Raw genomic sequence first — 13,722 nt, forward strand, 5'->3', positions numbered from 1 at the left:
ACCGTCCTCACTGGGTACGAGACCTGGGACGACGTCGGCCCTACGGTGCTATCGGGTGGTGACTGAGCTTGTGGCCTGGTCCGAGGATGCCACGGGCGTGGGGGGTGCGCTCACGTCGACGTAGTCATCGGCTCCTTGCGATTGTACAGCGCCCGGAGCCGTCCATTCACGCCCCTTCTGATACGGCGACGGCTCGGCGCCGAGGTGGCGGCGACGCTGGACCAGAAGAATAGCGACGCCGACCGCGACGCCCAGGACAGCGGCCCAGACGTTCGTGCGCAGTCCGAGGAAAACCTCGCTGGGGTCGATGCGGATCGACTCCCAGACGATCCGGCCCGCGCTGTACCAGATGAGGTAGAGCGCGAAGAGGCGGCCCCACTGCAGGGCGAACCGGCGACCGACCCACACGAGGACGCAGACGCCGGCGACGTTCCAGATGACCTCGTAGAGGAAGGTCGGGTGGAAGAGCGTGCCCTCGGGCAGCCCGGCGGGCCATGCCGCGTTCGGGTAGTCGATCTCCAGGCCCCACGGCACGTCGGTGGGAAGGCCGTACAGCTCCTGGTTGAACCAGTTGCCGAAGCGGCCGAGCGCCTGCGCGAGCAGGAGCGCCGGGGCGAGAGCGTCGGCGAAGGTCCAGAACCGGATGCCGGTCCACTTGCAGCCGAGCCACGCGCCGATCGCGCCGCCGATGAGGGCGCCGAAGATGGCGATGCCGCCCTCCCAGATCCGGAAGATCGCCCAGATGTCCTTGTCTTCCCCGAAGTAGAACCCGGGGTGGGTGACGACGTGGAAGATGCGTGCGCCGATGATGGCCAGCGGAACAGCGATGAGGGCGATGTCGATGACCACCCACGGCTCCGCACCGCGCCGGGTGAGACGGCTGTTCGTCCAGATCGCCGCGACCACGATGCCCGTGAGGATGCACAGGGCGTAGAAGTGGATCGTGAGGGGACCGACCTGGAAGTAGCTGGTGTCGGGGCTGGGGATGCTCGCGAAGGTCGAGAGTGCGGCGGAAGTCACACCCGCGAGTCTACTTCGTAGGCGCCTCAGCCGCCGACGCGCGCGTGCCGGCGGCGAAGGCTCGCGCGGTCTCCCCGAGCAGCTCCGTGCCGCCGTCGCGCAGTGCGCGGACGAGCGCGGTGCCCACGATCGCGCCATCGGCGTAATCGAGCACCCCGGTCACCTGCTCGGGCGTCGAGATCCCGATGCCGACGCACGCGTTGTCGACGCCGTGCTCGCGCAGACGCGTCACGAGGCGCCGCGCCGCGGCATCCAACTCGGCCCGCTCCCCCGTGATGCCCATCGTCGAGACGGTGTAGACGAAACCCGTCGTCGCCTCTGCGATCATCGCGAGGCGCTCGTCGGTGGAGGTGGGTGCGGCGAGGAAGATCCGGTCGAGACCGGTGCGTTCGGATGCCGCGATCCAGTCGGCTGCGGCGTCGGGGGTGATGTCGGGGGTGATCAGTCCTGCTCCGCCGGCCGCGGCGAGGTCATCTGCGAAGCGGTCGACGCCGTACTGCATGACCGGGTTCCAGTAGGTCATCACGACGACCGGGATGTCCACGCGCTCGGTGACCGCCTTCACCGCGGTGAAGGTGTCGCGGAAGCGGAACCCCGCGGCAAGCGCCGCCTGCGTCGCCTCCTGGATGATCGGTCCGTCCATGACCGGGTCGGAGTACGGCGGGCCGAGCTCGATGATGTCGGCGCCCGCTTCGGCGAGGGTGACCGCCGCCTCGATGCTGCCGGGAAGGTCGGGGTAGCCGATCGGGAGGTAGCCGACGAAGACGCCGCGCCCTTCCGCCTTGGCTGCGGCGATGGTCGCCGCGACGCGCGAGCTCACAGTTCGACTCCTTCGCCGCTGCCGGGCTCCGGATCCTCCGGTACCGCGACGGGCTCGGCGCCCTCGTCGTACAGGCCGAACCAGCGCGCGGCAGTGTCCATGTCCTTGTCACCGCGACCCGACAGACTCACCGCGATGACGGCATCCGGGCCCATCTCGCGCCCCAGGCGGAGCGCGCCGGCCAACGCGTGGGCGGACTCGATCGCGGGGATGATGCCTTCGGTGCGACTGAGCAGCCGCAGGGCATCCATCGCCTCGGCATCCGTCGCGGGGATGTAGGTCGCACGTCCGATGTCAGCCAGCCACGCGTGCTCGGGGCCGACGCCGGGATAGTCGAGCCCCGCCGAGATGGAGTGGGACTCGGTCGTCTGACCGTCCTCGTCCTGGAGGACGTAGGTCTTCGCACCGTGGAGGACACCGGGACGACCGCGCTCGATCGACGCCGCGTGCTTGGGGGTGTCGACGCCGTCGCCGGCCGCTTCGACGCCGTAAAGCTTCACGTCCTCGTCGTCGAGGAACGCGTCGAACATGCCGATCGCGTTCGAGCCGCCGCCCACGCACGCGACGACCGCGTCCGGAAGCCGGCCGATCTCACCCAGGAGCTGCTGTCGCGCCTCCTCCGAGATGACTTTCTGGAAGTCGCGCACCATCGCCGGGAACGGGTGGGGGCCCGCCGCGGTGCCGAAGATGTAGTTGGTCGTCTCCACCGAGGCAACCCAGTCGCGGTACGCCTCGTTGATGGCATCCTTCAGGGTCCGCGAACCGGAGGTGACCGGGATCACCTCGGCGCCCAGCAGACGCATCCGCGCGACGTTGAGCGCCTGGCGCTCGGTGTCGACCTCGCCCATGTAGATCGTGCAGTCGAATCCGAACAGCGCCGCGGCGGTCGCCGTCGCGACGCCGTGCTGACCGGCGCCGGTCTCGGCGATCACGCGCGTCTTACCCAGCCGCTTGGTCAGCAGCGCCTGTCCGATGACGTTGTTGATCTTGTGGGAGCCGGTGTGGTTCAGGTCCTCGCGCTTGAGGAAGATGCGCGCGCCACCGGCGTGCTCGGCGAACCTGGGCACCTCGGTGAGGGCGGAGGGCCGACCCGCATAGACGTTCAGGAGCCGGTGGAACTCGGCCGCGAACTCGGGATCGACCTTGGCATCGTCGTAGACCGCGGTGAGCTCGTCGATCGCAGCGATGAGCGACTCGGGCATGAACCGCCCGCCGAACTCGCCGAAGAACGGTCCTTGCGCCGCTCGCAGACTCATGCGCTCGCCTCCAGGAAGCTCGTGAGGGTGGCGACTGGGTCGCTGGTGACCAGCGCCTCGCCGATCAGGACGACGTCGGCCCCCGCGGCGCGGTAGTGCGCGACATCTGCGGGGGTGAGCACCGCCGACTCCGCGATCTTCACGGCCCCGTCGGGGATGTGCTCGACGAGCGTCCCGAACAGGTTGCGATCGAGCTCGAAGGTGGAGAGGTTGCGCGCGTTGACGCCGATGAGCTGCGCGCCGATGTCATTGGCCCGCTGCAGCTCATCGTACGAGTGCGTCTCGACGAGCGGGGTCATGCCGAGCTCACGAACCATGGTGTGGAGTTCGGCGAGGACGGCCTGCTCGAGACCGGCGACGATCAGCAGGACGAGGTCGGCCCCCGCCGCGCGTGCTTCGAGCACCTGGTACGGCGTCGCGATGAAGTCCTTGCGCAGCACCGGCAGCGTGACCGCGTCGCGGACCGCCTCGAGGTCGGCCAGCGACCCCTTGAACTTGCGACCCTCCGTCAGCACGGAGATCGCCGAAGCGCCGCCGATCTCGTACTTGCGTGCCTGGTCGGCCGGGTCGGGGATCGCGGCGAGGTCGCCGCGCGAGGGGCTCGCCCGCTTGACCTCGGCGATGATCTTCACGCGATCCGCGGGCGCCAGTGCCGTGAGCGCATCGAGCGCCGGCCGCTGCGCGAGTGCTGCCTTCTCGACGTCCTGGAGAGGGCGGGACAGCTCGCGTTCGCGAGCGTCCTCCACCGCGCCGGCCGTGAGGTCGGCGAGCACGTCAGTGCTGCTTCACGGAGGTCTTGTGCCCGCCGACGCCGTAGCCCATCTTCGCCATCACGAAGCCGACCACGCCGCCGATGGCGAGCAGGACGACCGAAAGCCAGACCAGCGCCGGCATGTCGAGGAAGAAGAACAGGGTTCCGAGCGTGATCGCCACCAGCATGATGACGACGGCCGTCCACGCCGCCGGGGAGTGTCCGTGGCCGGGGTCGCCGATGTCGTTGCTCATTGTTCTCCTTCGGATGCGAAGCGTGGGCTGGTCGATCCGCTGCCCGGAACGTGGTCCGCGGGCGCACTCGACCTCTGGGTAAGTCTAGCGGGGCGCGGGCGCTCCCTCCGCCTTCGCGGCGTGCGGGTCCGGCCTCTCAGCGGGTCGGGTCCGCGCCGCGGCTGAGGTCGTCCCACGAGTCGATGGCGTCATGCGGGCGCGATGACGACGCGCCGGTGGGCCCGTCCTGCCGGTACTTGCGGCCCGACCCGGGCCAGCGGTGCGCGGTCGCGAGGGTGAGGACGCCGCCGGCGACGATGAGGAGGGATGCCGCGGCCGTCACCGCGGGCCAGGGCGTCGCGGTGATCGTCCGCACGATGTCACCGACGGGGCCGAGACCGCTGATGCCGGTCGCCTCCGTGACGGTCGACATCACGGCATCCACCGGGGTCGTGAGGGCGACGCGCGCCGACCCGGTGCCGAGCCCGATGCCCAGGCCCAGCGCGAGGACTCCGAACACGTAGCGGAGCGCGCGGCCCACGATCGTGAGGGCGAGCCCCAGCGCGAGGGCGGCGAGGCTGAGCGGGGCCAGCACCGTCAGCGACGACGCGCCGGGCACGACGACGCTCAGCTGCGCACCGTCGCGGAGGGCGACGTCGAGCCAGGTCTGGGTCGAGCCGATGATCCCCACGGCACCGCCGGCGAGGATCGCCAGGACGGCGACGGTGCGCAGGCGCCCGGTGCCGGTACCGCCCGCGCTCACGCCTCCCCCACTCGCGGCTCGAGGTCGTCAGCGTCGAAGCATGTGTGGTCACCGGTGTGGCAGGCGGCGCCGATCTGCTCGACGGTGAACAGCAGGGTGTCGCCGTCGCAGTCGAGGCGCGCGCCCTTCACGATCTGGATGTGGCCGGACGTGTCGCCCTTCCGCCAGTACTCCTGGCGCGAGCGCGACCAGAACGTCACGCGCCCCTCGGTCAGGGTGCGGCGGAGAGCCTCGGCGTCCATCCATCCGAGCATCAGCACCTCGAGGGTGTCGTGCTGCTGGATGATCGCCGGCACGAGGCCGTCGGCGTTGTAGACGACGCGGGCCATCCGCCCCTCGAGACTGCGGCTCATCGGCGCACCTCGATCCCATCCGCGACCAGCGCCGCCTTGACGTCGCCGACGGTGAGCTGGCCGGAGTGGAAGACGGATGCCGCGAGGACCGCATCGGCGCCGGCGGCGATCGCGGGCGCGAAGTGCGCGGCATCCCCCGCGCCTCCCGACGCGATGACGGGCACCGACGCGACCTCACGCATGAGGGAGACGAGCTCCAGGTCGAACCCGTCCTTCGTCCCATCGGCGTCGATGGAGTTCACCAGCAGCTCCCCCGCGCCGCGCTCGACGGCCTCGCGGGCCCACTCGAGCGCATCGAGCTGGGTGAGGGTGCGTCCGCCGTGCGTCGTGACGGCGAACCCGGAGGCCGTGCCCTCGGCTCGCTTCACGTCGAGGGAGAGGACGAGCACCTGCGCACCGAACCGGTCGGCGATCTCGCCGAGCAGGGCCGGACGGGCGATCGCTGCGGAGTTCACGCCGACCTTGTCGGCGCCGACACCGAGAAGACGGGCGACGTCCTCCGCGGACCGCACGCCTCCCCCGACGGTCAGCGGGATGAAGACCTCTTCCGCGGTCCGCTGGACGACGTCGTAGGTGGTGGAGCGGTCATCGACCGTGGCGGTCACGTCGAGGAAGGTGATCTCGTCGGCGCCCTGCTCGTAGTACCGGCGGGCGAGCTCGACGGGGTCACCCATCTCGCGGAGGTTCTCGAAGTTGACGCCCTTGACGACTTTGCCCGCGGCGACGTCGAGACACGGGATGACCCGGCAGACGATCGACACGTCAGAGCCTCGCGTTGTGGATCGCCGTAACGAGGATGGCGCGGGCGCCGATCTCGTAGAGGGCGTCCATGACCTGGTTCACGGTCTTCCGCGGGCTCATCACCCGGACGGCCACCCACTCCGGGTCGCGCAGCGGCGAGATCGTCGGCGATTCGATCCCCGGCGCCAGCGCGACCGCCTGGTCGACGAGGTGTGCCGGCAGGTCGTAGTCGATGAGGACGTATCGGCGGGCGACCATCACACCGCGAAGACGTCGCAGCAGCGTGTCGGTGCCCTCCGCCTCCGTGGGCGCGCCGATGAGGACGGCCTCGGATTCCAGCAGCACCGGGCCGAAAATCTCGAGCCCCGCCTGCCGGAGGGTGGTGCCGGTGGAGACGACGTCGGCGACGGCGTCGGCGACGCCGAGCTGCACGGCTGACTCGACGGCGCCGTCGAGCGGCACCAGATCAACGGCGACGCCATGCTCGTCGAGGTAGGCGTCCACGAGGCCCGGGTAGGCGGTCGCGACGCGGAGCCCGTGGAGGTCGCTCAGTTCGCTGAAGCGTCCGGGAGGGCCTGCGAAGCGGAAGGTCGACCCGCCGAAGCCGAGGCGCTCCATCTCGCGGGCGCCCGGCATCCGGGCATCCAGCAGCAGGTCCCGGCCCGTGATGCCGACGTCGAGCGCGCCGGAGCCCACGTACGTGGCGATGTCCTTGGGGCGCAGGTAGAAGAACTCGACGTCGTTGACGGGGTCGATGACGTGGAGGTCTTTCGGGTCGCGGCGACCGGTGTATCCGGCCTCGGCGAGCATGTCAGCGGTGGTCTCGGCGAGCGATCCCTTGTTCGGGATGGCGATGCGCAGCATTGTCTGGCTTTCGATGACGTGGGGCGGTGCCCCGGGTGTGAGCGAGGACGAGGGCATCTCAGAGATGTCGGTAGACGTCCTCGAGAGTGAGCCCCTTCGCGAGCATGAGCACCTGCAGGTGGTAGAGCAGCTGCGAGATCTCCTCCGCCGTCTCCGCATCGGATTGGAACTCCGCCGCCATCCAGACCTCGGCGGCCTCCTCGACGATCTTCTTGCCGATCGCGTGGACGCCCCGGTCGAGCTGCGCCACAGTCCCCGAGCCCTCCGGGCGGGCCGCTGCAGTGGCGCTGAGTTCGGAGAACAGTCCGTCGAACGTCTTCACCACTCCAGGGTACCGGGCGGGCGCGGTCGGTCCGCTCGCGTGATGGGCGGTCCCGGCGCAGGCTCAGTGGTGGTGTGCGCCGGCGCGGGCGCGGAGGGCGGCGATGGCCGCGCCCGGGTCGCCCGCACCGAAGACGGCTGACCCGGCGACGAACGTGTCGGCGCCGGCTTCGGCGGCCTGCGCGATGGTCGATTCGGAGATGCCACCGTCGACCTGCAGCCACACCTGCGAGCCCCGACGCCGGGCCTCATCGGCGAGGCGGCGGAGCTTCGGCATCTGATCGGCCATGAAGCTCTGACCGCCGAAGCCCGGCTCCACGGTCATGACGAGGATCTGGTCGAACTCGTCGAGCACGTCGAACAGGCCTTCCACGGCCGTGCCGGGCTTGACCGCCACCCCGGCGCGCGCGCCGATGTCGCGTAGACGCCTCGCGAGTGCCACGGGATCGGTCGCCGCTTCCAGATGGAAGGTGACGGATGCCGCGCCGAGCTCGGCGTATCCGGGAGCGTTCCGATCGGCATCCGTGATCATGAGGTGCACGTCGAGCGGGACGGGACTGGTCGCCTGGATGCGCTCGACCATCTGCGGCCCGAAGGTGAGATTGGGCACGAAATGGTTGTCCATGACGTCGACGTGCACGAAGTCGGCCGTCGCGATGCGGGCGAGCTCCGCCTGCATGTTCACGAAGTCGGCGGCGAGGATGCTCGGATTGATGCGCACGGCGGAGGACACGTCAGCCATTATGTCTGGTCGGCCACGCGCCGCAGGAGCGTGATGGACATCGCGTCCGTGCCGTGCCGATGCGGCCACAGCTGCGCGCGGCCGGAGCCGTCCGCGGGCGCCGGGAGGTCGACCGGGGTCAGGCTGACGTCGCTGATCACCGCGCGGGCGTCGAGCTGCTCGAGGCGGCCGGGGAACTGCCGCTCCACCTCCGCGACCACGCCGGTGGTCTCGGCGAGGTGCGGCGAGCAGGTCACGTAGGCGACGATGCCACCGGGCGACAGTGCCTGAACGGCTGCGGCCAGAAGCTCCGCCTGCAGCGAGGTGAGTTCGGGCACATCACCCGGGGTCTTCCGCCACCGGGCCTCGGGGCGCCGACGCAGCGCGCCGAGGCCTGTGCACGGAGCATCGACGAGGATGCGGTCGTAGACGCCGCGGCCGGCGCGCGTGCGCCCGTCCTCCTCGGAGACCGGCACGTCGCCCGGGACGGCTGCGACGGAGGTGCGGACGAGCCGCGCCCGCGCGGGTGAGAGCTCGTTGGCTTCGAGGGAGGCGCCGTGCAGGTGGGCCTCGGCGGCGAGCACCGCGGTCTTCCCGCCGGGGGCGGCGCAGAGATCGAGCCACCGCTCCCCCGCGCGCACCGGCGTCGCGCGCGACAGGGCCAGCGCGGCGAGCTGCGATCCCTCATCCTGCACTCGCAGGGCGCCTTGCGAGGAACGGATGAGGGGCTCGGGGTCACCTCCGGCGAGTCGGAACCCGATCGGCGACTGTGTGGTCGGCGTCATGCCCTCGGGGATGTCGGCGATGCCCGGTAGTGCTGTCATCGTGACGGCGGGCGGTGCGTTGTCGGCGTCCAGGAGTGCGGTGAGCTCTTCCGCGCGCCCCTCGGCTGCGAGGGCGCGGCGGAGGGCGCGGATGACCCACACCGGGTGGGCGTACCGCACCGCGAGCTTCTCGTCGTCGGAGCGTGCGTCCGCCTCGATCTGCGCCAGCCACTCGGCCTCGTCGCATTCGGACACGCGCCGCATGACGGCGTTCGCGAAGCCGGTGGCCCTCCGCCCCGCGGCCTGACGCACGAGTTCGACGGTCTCGTTGACCGCCGCGTGCGGCGGCACGCGCGTCGCGAGCAGCTGGTGGGCACCCAGGCGCAGAGCGTCGAGGACCGGCGGGTCGATCGCGTCGGCCGCACGGCCCGCCGCCGCGGCGATGATGGCGTCGTAGGTGCCGATCCTGCGAAGCGTGCCGTAGGTCAGCTCGGTGGCGAGCCCCGCGTCGGCGGAGCTGAGCCCCGCCCGCTCGATCTCACGCGGCAGCAGCAGGTTGGCGTAGGCGTCGGTCGAGCGCACGGCGCTGATGACGTCGAAGGCGACTTCGCGTGCGGTGGTCATCGCGCCGCTCCGATCGGGTCGAAGCGCGGCTCGTCGTCTCGCAGCCCCCGCCACCAGTCCGCGGCCGCCATCGCACCCTTGCCGGCGGGCTGAACGGTCGTGAGGACGATGGTGCCCTCCCCCGTGCCGACGAGGACCCGCTTGTCGACGAACGCGAGTGCCCCGGGAGCGAGGTCGGCGTCCGGCCCGAGGGCAGCGGCGAGGATCTTCACGCGCTGGCCGCCGAGCTGCGCGTGGGCGCCGGGTTCGGGCGTGGTGCCTCGGTAGCGGTCGAGCACACGAACCGCCGGCTGGCTGAAGTCGAGCGCCCCGTCGACGATCGTGAGCTTCGGCGCGAGGGTCGCTTCTCCTTCCTGCGGCACGGCCCGGGCGGTGCCGGCGCCGATGCCGTCCACGACACCCACCACCAGCGGCGCGCCCTCTTCGGCGAGGGCCGCAAGCACCTCGCCCGCTGTCGCGCCGCGCGGGATGTCCCAGCGGAGCTGGGCGAACACGTCACCGGCGTCGAGCTGCGGCACGAGCTGGAAGACCGCGGCGCCCGTCGTCCGGTCCCCCGCGATCAGCGCGTGCTGCACGGGAGCGGCGCCACGCCAGGCGGGGAGCAGGGAGAAGTGCAGGTTGATCCAGCCGTGCTCGGGGATCGACAGCAGCGGCTCACGGACCAGCCCGCCGTAGGCGACGATGACGCCGAGGTCGGGTTCGTGCGCGGCGATCGCTGCGGTCGCCTCCTCGTCGAGCCGATCCGCCTTGATGACCGGGATGCCGAGCTCGGTCGCCGCTGCGGCGACCGGTGACGGGGTCAGGACGCGCTTGCGTCCCAGGGGCGCGTCGCGACGCGTGACCACCGCGACGACCTCGTGACCCGAAGCGACGAGGGCTCGGAGGGAGGGGACGGCCGGGTCTGGTGTTCCGGCGAAAACGACGCGCATGCTGGTCCTCACAGATCGAGCTCGGGCACATCGAGCCGAACTTTGAGTGTAGTCCGGGGTGCCCCCCGCACCCCCCGGCCGCGCCCCGCGACGGCGTGGGCGATGACGGAGGCGCGAAGCTGTTCGGCCACCTCACGGCCGTGCGCGTAGTCGACGCGCACCAGTGCACGGACCGAGCCCTCCGCCCCCGGGACGGGACCGAGCACGGCGCCCGCGTCGAGGTGGGGGACGCTCTGTCTGAGATCACGGAGCGCGGCGTCGACCGCGGGCGCGGTGCCCTCGACCGACGCGACCCTGACGCTGGGCGGCATCAGCAGCGGGGCACGATCGGCCAGTTCAGCGCGCGCGTAGGCGGCGTGCGTCCAGGTCGCCAGCGCCCGTGCCACGGGGCCAATGACCCCGACGAGGTGGACAGGTGCACCGGGCGCTGCCAAGGCTGCGGCATTCGACCACCAGCGCAGGCAGGATTCCCCGATGCGCAGCTGCTCGGCCATGAGCATCTTGTCACCGTCGAGGAGCACGATCGCGCGGTAGCCGCCCGCGGCGTGCGGCTCGGCTCCGCGGGTGGCGATGACCAGCGCAGGGCGATCGTCGACCGCCGAGACGGGGTGGTCGCCGTCGGCGATGATGATGCGGATGCCGGGGAACGCCCGGCCCAGCTCGTCGGCGGTGCGTTCGCTTCCCGATGACGCCATCCGGAATCGGGTCCCGCCGCACTTCCCGCAGCTCCAGCCGGGAGCCGAGCGCCCGCACCACGCGCAGTCCGGGACCGCTCCGGCACGTCGCGCCCGGAGTGGACCGGCGCAGTGCGTGCAGCGCGCGGGGGTCCGGCATTCGGCGCAGACGAGAACCGGAGAGTACCCGGGCCGGGCCACCTGAACGAGGACGGGTCCGTGCTGGAGCCCCTCCCGCGCTGCGGCGAAGGCGCTGGAGGGCACCCGCACGCCGCGGGATTCCGCCTCGTGAGTGGCGGAGAGCACCACCCGCGGACTCGGACGCCTCGCGGCGCCGATCTCGCGGACCCAGCCGACGTGGACGAGACGCTCGACGTCGGTCGTGCGCGTGTGTCCGGCGAACACCAGCGCCGATCCCTCGCTCTCCTGACGGACCAGGGCCGCGTCACGCGCGTGGACGGCCGGGCTGAGCGGCTCCGCCAGCAGCGGGTCGCCGTCATCCCAGACCAGCACCAGCCCCACGTCGTGCGCCGGGGCGTACACGGTGGACCGGTTGCCCACGACGATGCACGGCACCGGGCGGAGCATGCGCAGGTAGCTCGTGAAACGCTCCGGTCCGGAGCGACGCGCGTCGTCGCGGAGAACCGCGTCGCCGGGCACGCACTCCGCCAGCGCCTCCAGGACCTGGCTCTGGTCCCGGTGATCGGGGACGACGATGAGGGTGCTCCGCCCCGCGGCGAGGGTCTGGGTCGCGAGCGCGGCGACCAGATCCGCCCAGGCTCCCCGAGGCGCCCCGCCCACGGAGGGGAACGGCGGGGCTTCGAGCGCGACGCGCTCCCCTGCGCGGGCCGCCTCGGCGAGGCCCGGGTAGGCGTCGAGCAGCGCGGTCGCGCGCTCAGCGGCATCCGATCCGACGATCGGCGCGTCGGGGTCCTCCGCCGCGAGCCACGCCTTCTCCGCGCGCACCATGCGCTTCGGGACGGCGAGACGGAGCACGTCGCTCGCGGATCCCGCGGCACGGTCGGCGACCTTCCTCGCGAGGTCGTACAGGCTCCGCGGCAGCAGCTCGATCGGCGACACCACGTCTGCGAGCTCCGACAGCGGCCGGCCACCGGGTTCGGCCTCGCCCCGTTCGACGAGCCAGCCTTCCACCATGCGACCGGCGCTGCGCAACGGTACCTTGACCCGCACGCCGGGACGGGCGAGCCCGACGAGCTTCTCAGGGATCGCGTAGTCGAACAGCCGGTCCAGTTGCGGCAGCGGCGAGTCCAGCAGGACCCGCGCGACGCTCGTCACGACGGATCAGAGTCCGGCGGCGGCGCGGAGCGCGTCGACGCGGTCGGTGCGCTCCCACGTGAACTCGGGCAGCTCGCGCCCGAAATGCCCGTAGGCCGCTGTCCGCGCGTAGATCGGGCGCAGCAGGTCGAGGTCGTCGATGATCGCCTGCGGGCGCAGGTCGAAGACATCGTGGATCGCGGCGGTGATCGCCTCCTCGGAGACGTGACCGGTGCCGAAGGTCTCGACGTAGAGCCCGACGGGTGCGGCACGGCCGATGGCGTAGGCGACCTGCACCTCGAGCCGGTCGGCGAGACCTGCCGCGACGGCGTTCTTCGCGACCCACCGCATCGCATAGGCGGCCGACCGGTCGACCTTCGACGGGTCCTTGCCGCTGAATGCTCCACCACCGTGGCGGGCGGCCCCGCCGTAGGTGTCGATGATGATCTTGCGGCCGGTGAGACCGGCGTCGCCCTTGGGGCCGCCGACCACGAACGGACCGGCGGGGTTGATCACGTAGCGGACGTCCGAGACGTCGAGTCCGGTCTGCGCGAGCACGGGGTCGATGACTTCGGCCTGCACAGCGGCGCGGAGGGCGGCGAGCGAGATGTCGGGGTGGTGCTGGGTGGACAGCACGACGGTGTCGACGGTGCGGGGCGTGGTTCCGTCGTAGCCGAGGGTCACCTGCGTCTTGCCGTCGGGACGCAGGAACGGCAGCGCTCCCGAGCGGCGGGCCTCGGTGAGACGCTCGGCGAGGCGGTGCGCCGTCCAGATCGCCATCGGCATGTACTGCGGGGTCTCGTTCGTCGCGTACCCGAACATGATGCCCTGGTCGCCGGCGCCGAGGGCGTCGAGCGCGTCGACCGATCCGCATTCACGCTGCTCGAGGGCGTTGTCGACGCCGGCGGCGATGTCACCGGACTGCTCCCCGATCGACACGGTCACACCGCACGAGTCGCCGTCGAAACCGGTGTCGGACGATGTGTAGCCGATGCGGTTGACCACACGCCGGACGATGCCGGGGATGTCGGCGTACCCGTCGGTGCGCACCTCGCCTGCCACGTGCACGAGGCCCGTCGTGACGAGCGTCTCCACCGCGACGCGGCTGCCGGCGTCTTCGGCGAGGAGCGCGTCGAGGATGCTGTCGGAGATCTGGTCGCAGATCTTGTCGGGGTGGCCTTCGGTCACGGATTCCGACGTGAACAGACGCAGCGAGGTCATCGGTACTCCAGGAGCGCGGATCGGGGGTGTGAAACCATCATGCCCGCGGTCCCCGACACGGGGGACTCACGGGCATGAGGATGACGCCGGATGGCGTCAGAAGGGGGTCGTCGAGCTCACTCGGCGGCGCGCAGGCGCAGCTTGTCCTCGTGGATCTCGTGCAGCGCGATGGTGAGGGGCTTGTCCTCGATGTTCGAGTCGACGAGCGGACCGACGTTGTCGAACAGGTTCCCCTCGTGGAGGTCGGAGTAGTAGTCGTTGATCTGACGCGCGCGCTTGGATGCGTAGATCACGAGCTGGTACTTCGAGTCGACCTTGTCGAGCAGTGCGTCGATGGGCGGGTCGATGATGCCCTGGTCACGGTTGGCCATGGTGGTCCTCCAGGATCGAGA

At 71.2% G+C, this 13,722-nt stretch carries 16 protein-coding genes; all 16 read right to left on the bottom strand.

The window, feature by feature from the left end; genetic code table 11:
* Window positions 1-48: 48 nt before the first annotated feature.
* A complete protein-coding gene (lgt, locus tag ACHFGS_RS04845; RefSeq protein WP_394279970.1) occupies window positions 49-1,020 on the bottom strand; it encodes a prolipoprotein diacylglyceryl transferase in 972 nt (323 codons plus the stop codon).
* Between the two features lie 10 nt (window positions 1,021-1,030).
* Window positions 1,031-1,840, bottom strand: coding sequence for a tryptophan synthase subunit alpha (gene trpA / locus ACHFGS_RS04850; RefSeq protein ID WP_394279971.1), 810 nt, complete (start codon window positions 1,838-1,840; stop codon window positions 1,031-1,033).
* Window positions 1,837-3,096, bottom strand: a complete 1,260-nt coding sequence (gene trpB / locus ACHFGS_RS04855) for a tryptophan synthase subunit beta (protein ID WP_394289226.1) — start codon at window positions 3,094-3,096, stop codon at window positions 1,837-1,839. The genes trpA and trpB overlap by 4 nt, the downstream gene beginning before the upstream one ends.
* On the bottom strand, window positions 3,093-3,869 hold the full coding sequence (gene trpC / locus ACHFGS_RS04860) for an indole-3-glycerol phosphate synthase TrpC (RefSeq protein ID WP_394289227.1): 777 nt from the start codon (window positions 3,867-3,869) through the stop codon (window positions 3,093-3,095). The genes trpB and trpC overlap by 4 nt, the downstream gene beginning before the upstream one ends.
* A gap of 1 nt (window position 3,870) precedes the next feature.
* Window positions 3,871-4,101, bottom strand: a complete 231-nt coding sequence (locus ACHFGS_RS04865; RefSeq protein WP_394289228.1) for a DUF6704 family protein — start codon at window positions 4,099-4,101, stop codon at window positions 3,871-3,873.
* A 136-nt stretch (window positions 4,102-4,237) separates the two neighbouring features.
* On the bottom strand, window positions 4,238-4,843 hold the full coding sequence (locus ACHFGS_RS04870) for a Trp biosynthesis-associated membrane protein (RefSeq protein WP_394289229.1): 606 nt from the start codon (window positions 4,841-4,843) through the stop codon (window positions 4,238-4,240).
* Window positions 4,840-5,196 carry a phosphoribosyl-AMP cyclohydrolase gene (gene hisI, locus ACHFGS_RS04875; protein ID WP_394289230.1) on the bottom strand — a complete coding sequence of 119 codons (357 nt, stop codon included), beginning with the start codon at window positions 5,194-5,196 and terminating at the stop codon, window positions 4,840-4,842. The genes ACHFGS_RS04870 and hisI overlap by 4 nt, the downstream gene beginning before the upstream one ends.
* Complete coding sequence (hisF, locus tag ACHFGS_RS04880; RefSeq protein WP_394289231.1) at window positions 5,193-5,957, bottom strand: imidazole glycerol phosphate synthase subunit HisF; 765 nt, start codon at window positions 5,955-5,957, stop codon at window positions 5,193-5,195. The genes hisI and hisF overlap by 4 nt, the downstream gene beginning before the upstream one ends.
* A gap of 1 nt (window position 5,958) precedes the next feature.
* Window positions 5,959-6,801, bottom strand: coding sequence for an ATP phosphoribosyltransferase (hisG, locus tag ACHFGS_RS04885; protein ID WP_394289232.1), 843 nt, complete (start codon window positions 6,799-6,801; stop codon window positions 5,959-5,961).
* Window positions 6,802-6,859: 58 nt separating this feature from the next.
* The gene (locus ACHFGS_RS04890) at window positions 6,860-7,123 is read right to left on the bottom strand and encodes a phosphoribosyl-ATP diphosphatase (RefSeq protein WP_394289233.1); all 264 of its coding nucleotides are present in this window, start codon (window positions 7,121-7,123) and stop codon (window positions 6,860-6,862) included.
* A gap of 63 nt (window positions 7,124-7,186) precedes the next feature.
* A complete protein-coding gene (gene rpe / locus ACHFGS_RS04895) occupies window positions 7,187-7,864 on the bottom strand; it encodes a ribulose-phosphate 3-epimerase (RefSeq protein ID WP_394289234.1) in 678 nt (225 codons plus the stop codon).
* A complete protein-coding gene (locus ACHFGS_RS04900) occupies window positions 7,864-9,231 on the bottom strand; it encodes an RsmB/NOP family class I SAM-dependent RNA methyltransferase (protein ID WP_394289235.1) in 1,368 nt (455 codons plus the stop codon). The genes rpe and ACHFGS_RS04900 overlap by 1 nt, the downstream gene beginning before the upstream one ends.
* On the bottom strand, window positions 9,228-10,160 hold the full coding sequence (fmt, locus tag ACHFGS_RS04905) for a methionyl-tRNA formyltransferase (RefSeq protein WP_394289236.1): 933 nt from the start codon (window positions 10,158-10,160) through the stop codon (window positions 9,228-9,230). The genes ACHFGS_RS04900 and fmt overlap by 4 nt, the downstream gene beginning before the upstream one ends.
* A gap of 8 nt (window positions 10,161-10,168) precedes the next feature.
* A complete protein-coding gene (locus ACHFGS_RS04910; protein WP_394278321.1) occupies window positions 10,169-12,130 on the bottom strand; it encodes a primosomal protein N' in 1,962 nt (653 codons plus the stop codon).
* A gap of 6 nt (window positions 12,131-12,136) precedes the next feature.
* A complete protein-coding gene (gene metK, locus ACHFGS_RS04915) occupies window positions 12,137-13,330 on the bottom strand; it encodes a methionine adenosyltransferase (RefSeq protein ID WP_394278322.1) in 1,194 nt (397 codons plus the stop codon).
* A gap of 116 nt (window positions 13,331-13,446) precedes the next feature.
* Window positions 13,447-13,701 carry a DNA-directed RNA polymerase subunit omega gene (gene rpoZ / locus ACHFGS_RS04920; protein WP_394278323.1) on the bottom strand — a complete coding sequence of 85 codons (255 nt, stop codon included), beginning with the start codon at window positions 13,699-13,701 and terminating at the stop codon, window positions 13,447-13,449.
* Window positions 13,702-13,722: the final 21 nt, after the last annotated feature.

This window comes from Microbacterium sp. (assembly GCF_043427715.1).
GTDB lineage: Bacteria > Actinomycetota > Actinomycetes > Actinomycetales > Microbacteriaceae > Microbacterium.

Excerpts from the sequence above, each read along its gene's own strand:
- ACHFGS_RS04865 (WP_394289228.1), bottom strand. The coding sequence starts at position 4,101 with ATGAGCAACGACATCGGCGACCCCGGCCACGGACACTCCCCGGCGGCG.
- hisI (WP_394289230.1), bottom strand. The coding sequence starts at position 5,196 with ATGAGCCGCAGTCTCGAGGGGCGGATGGCCCGCGTCGTCTACAACGCC.
- hisG (WP_394289232.1), bottom strand. The coding sequence starts at position 6,801 with ATGCTGCGCATCGCCATCCCGAACAAGGGATCGCTCGCCGAGACCACC.
- rpoZ (WP_394278323.1), bottom strand. The coding sequence starts at position 13,701 with ATGGCCAACCGTGACCAGGGCATCATCGACCCGCCCATCGACGCACTG.
- ACHFGS_RS04900 (WP_394289235.1), bottom strand. The coding sequence starts at position 9,231 with ATGACCACCGCACGCGAAGTCGCCTTCGACGTCATCAGCGCCGTGCGC.
- rpe (WP_394289234.1), bottom strand. The coding sequence starts at position 7,864 with ATGGCTGACGTGTCCTCCGCCGTGCGCATCAATCCGAGCATCCTCGCC.
- metK (WP_394278322.1), bottom strand. The coding sequence starts at position 13,330 with ATGACCTCGCTGCGTCTGTTCACGTCGGAATCCGTGACCGAAGGCCAC.
- trpB (WP_394289226.1), bottom strand. The coding sequence starts at position 3,096 with ATGAGTCTGCGAGCGGCGCAAGGACCGTTCTTCGGCGAGTTCGGCGGG.
- fmt (WP_394289236.1), bottom strand. The coding sequence starts at position 10,160 with ATGCGCGTCGTTTTCGCCGGAACACCAGACCCGGCCGTCCCCTCCCTC.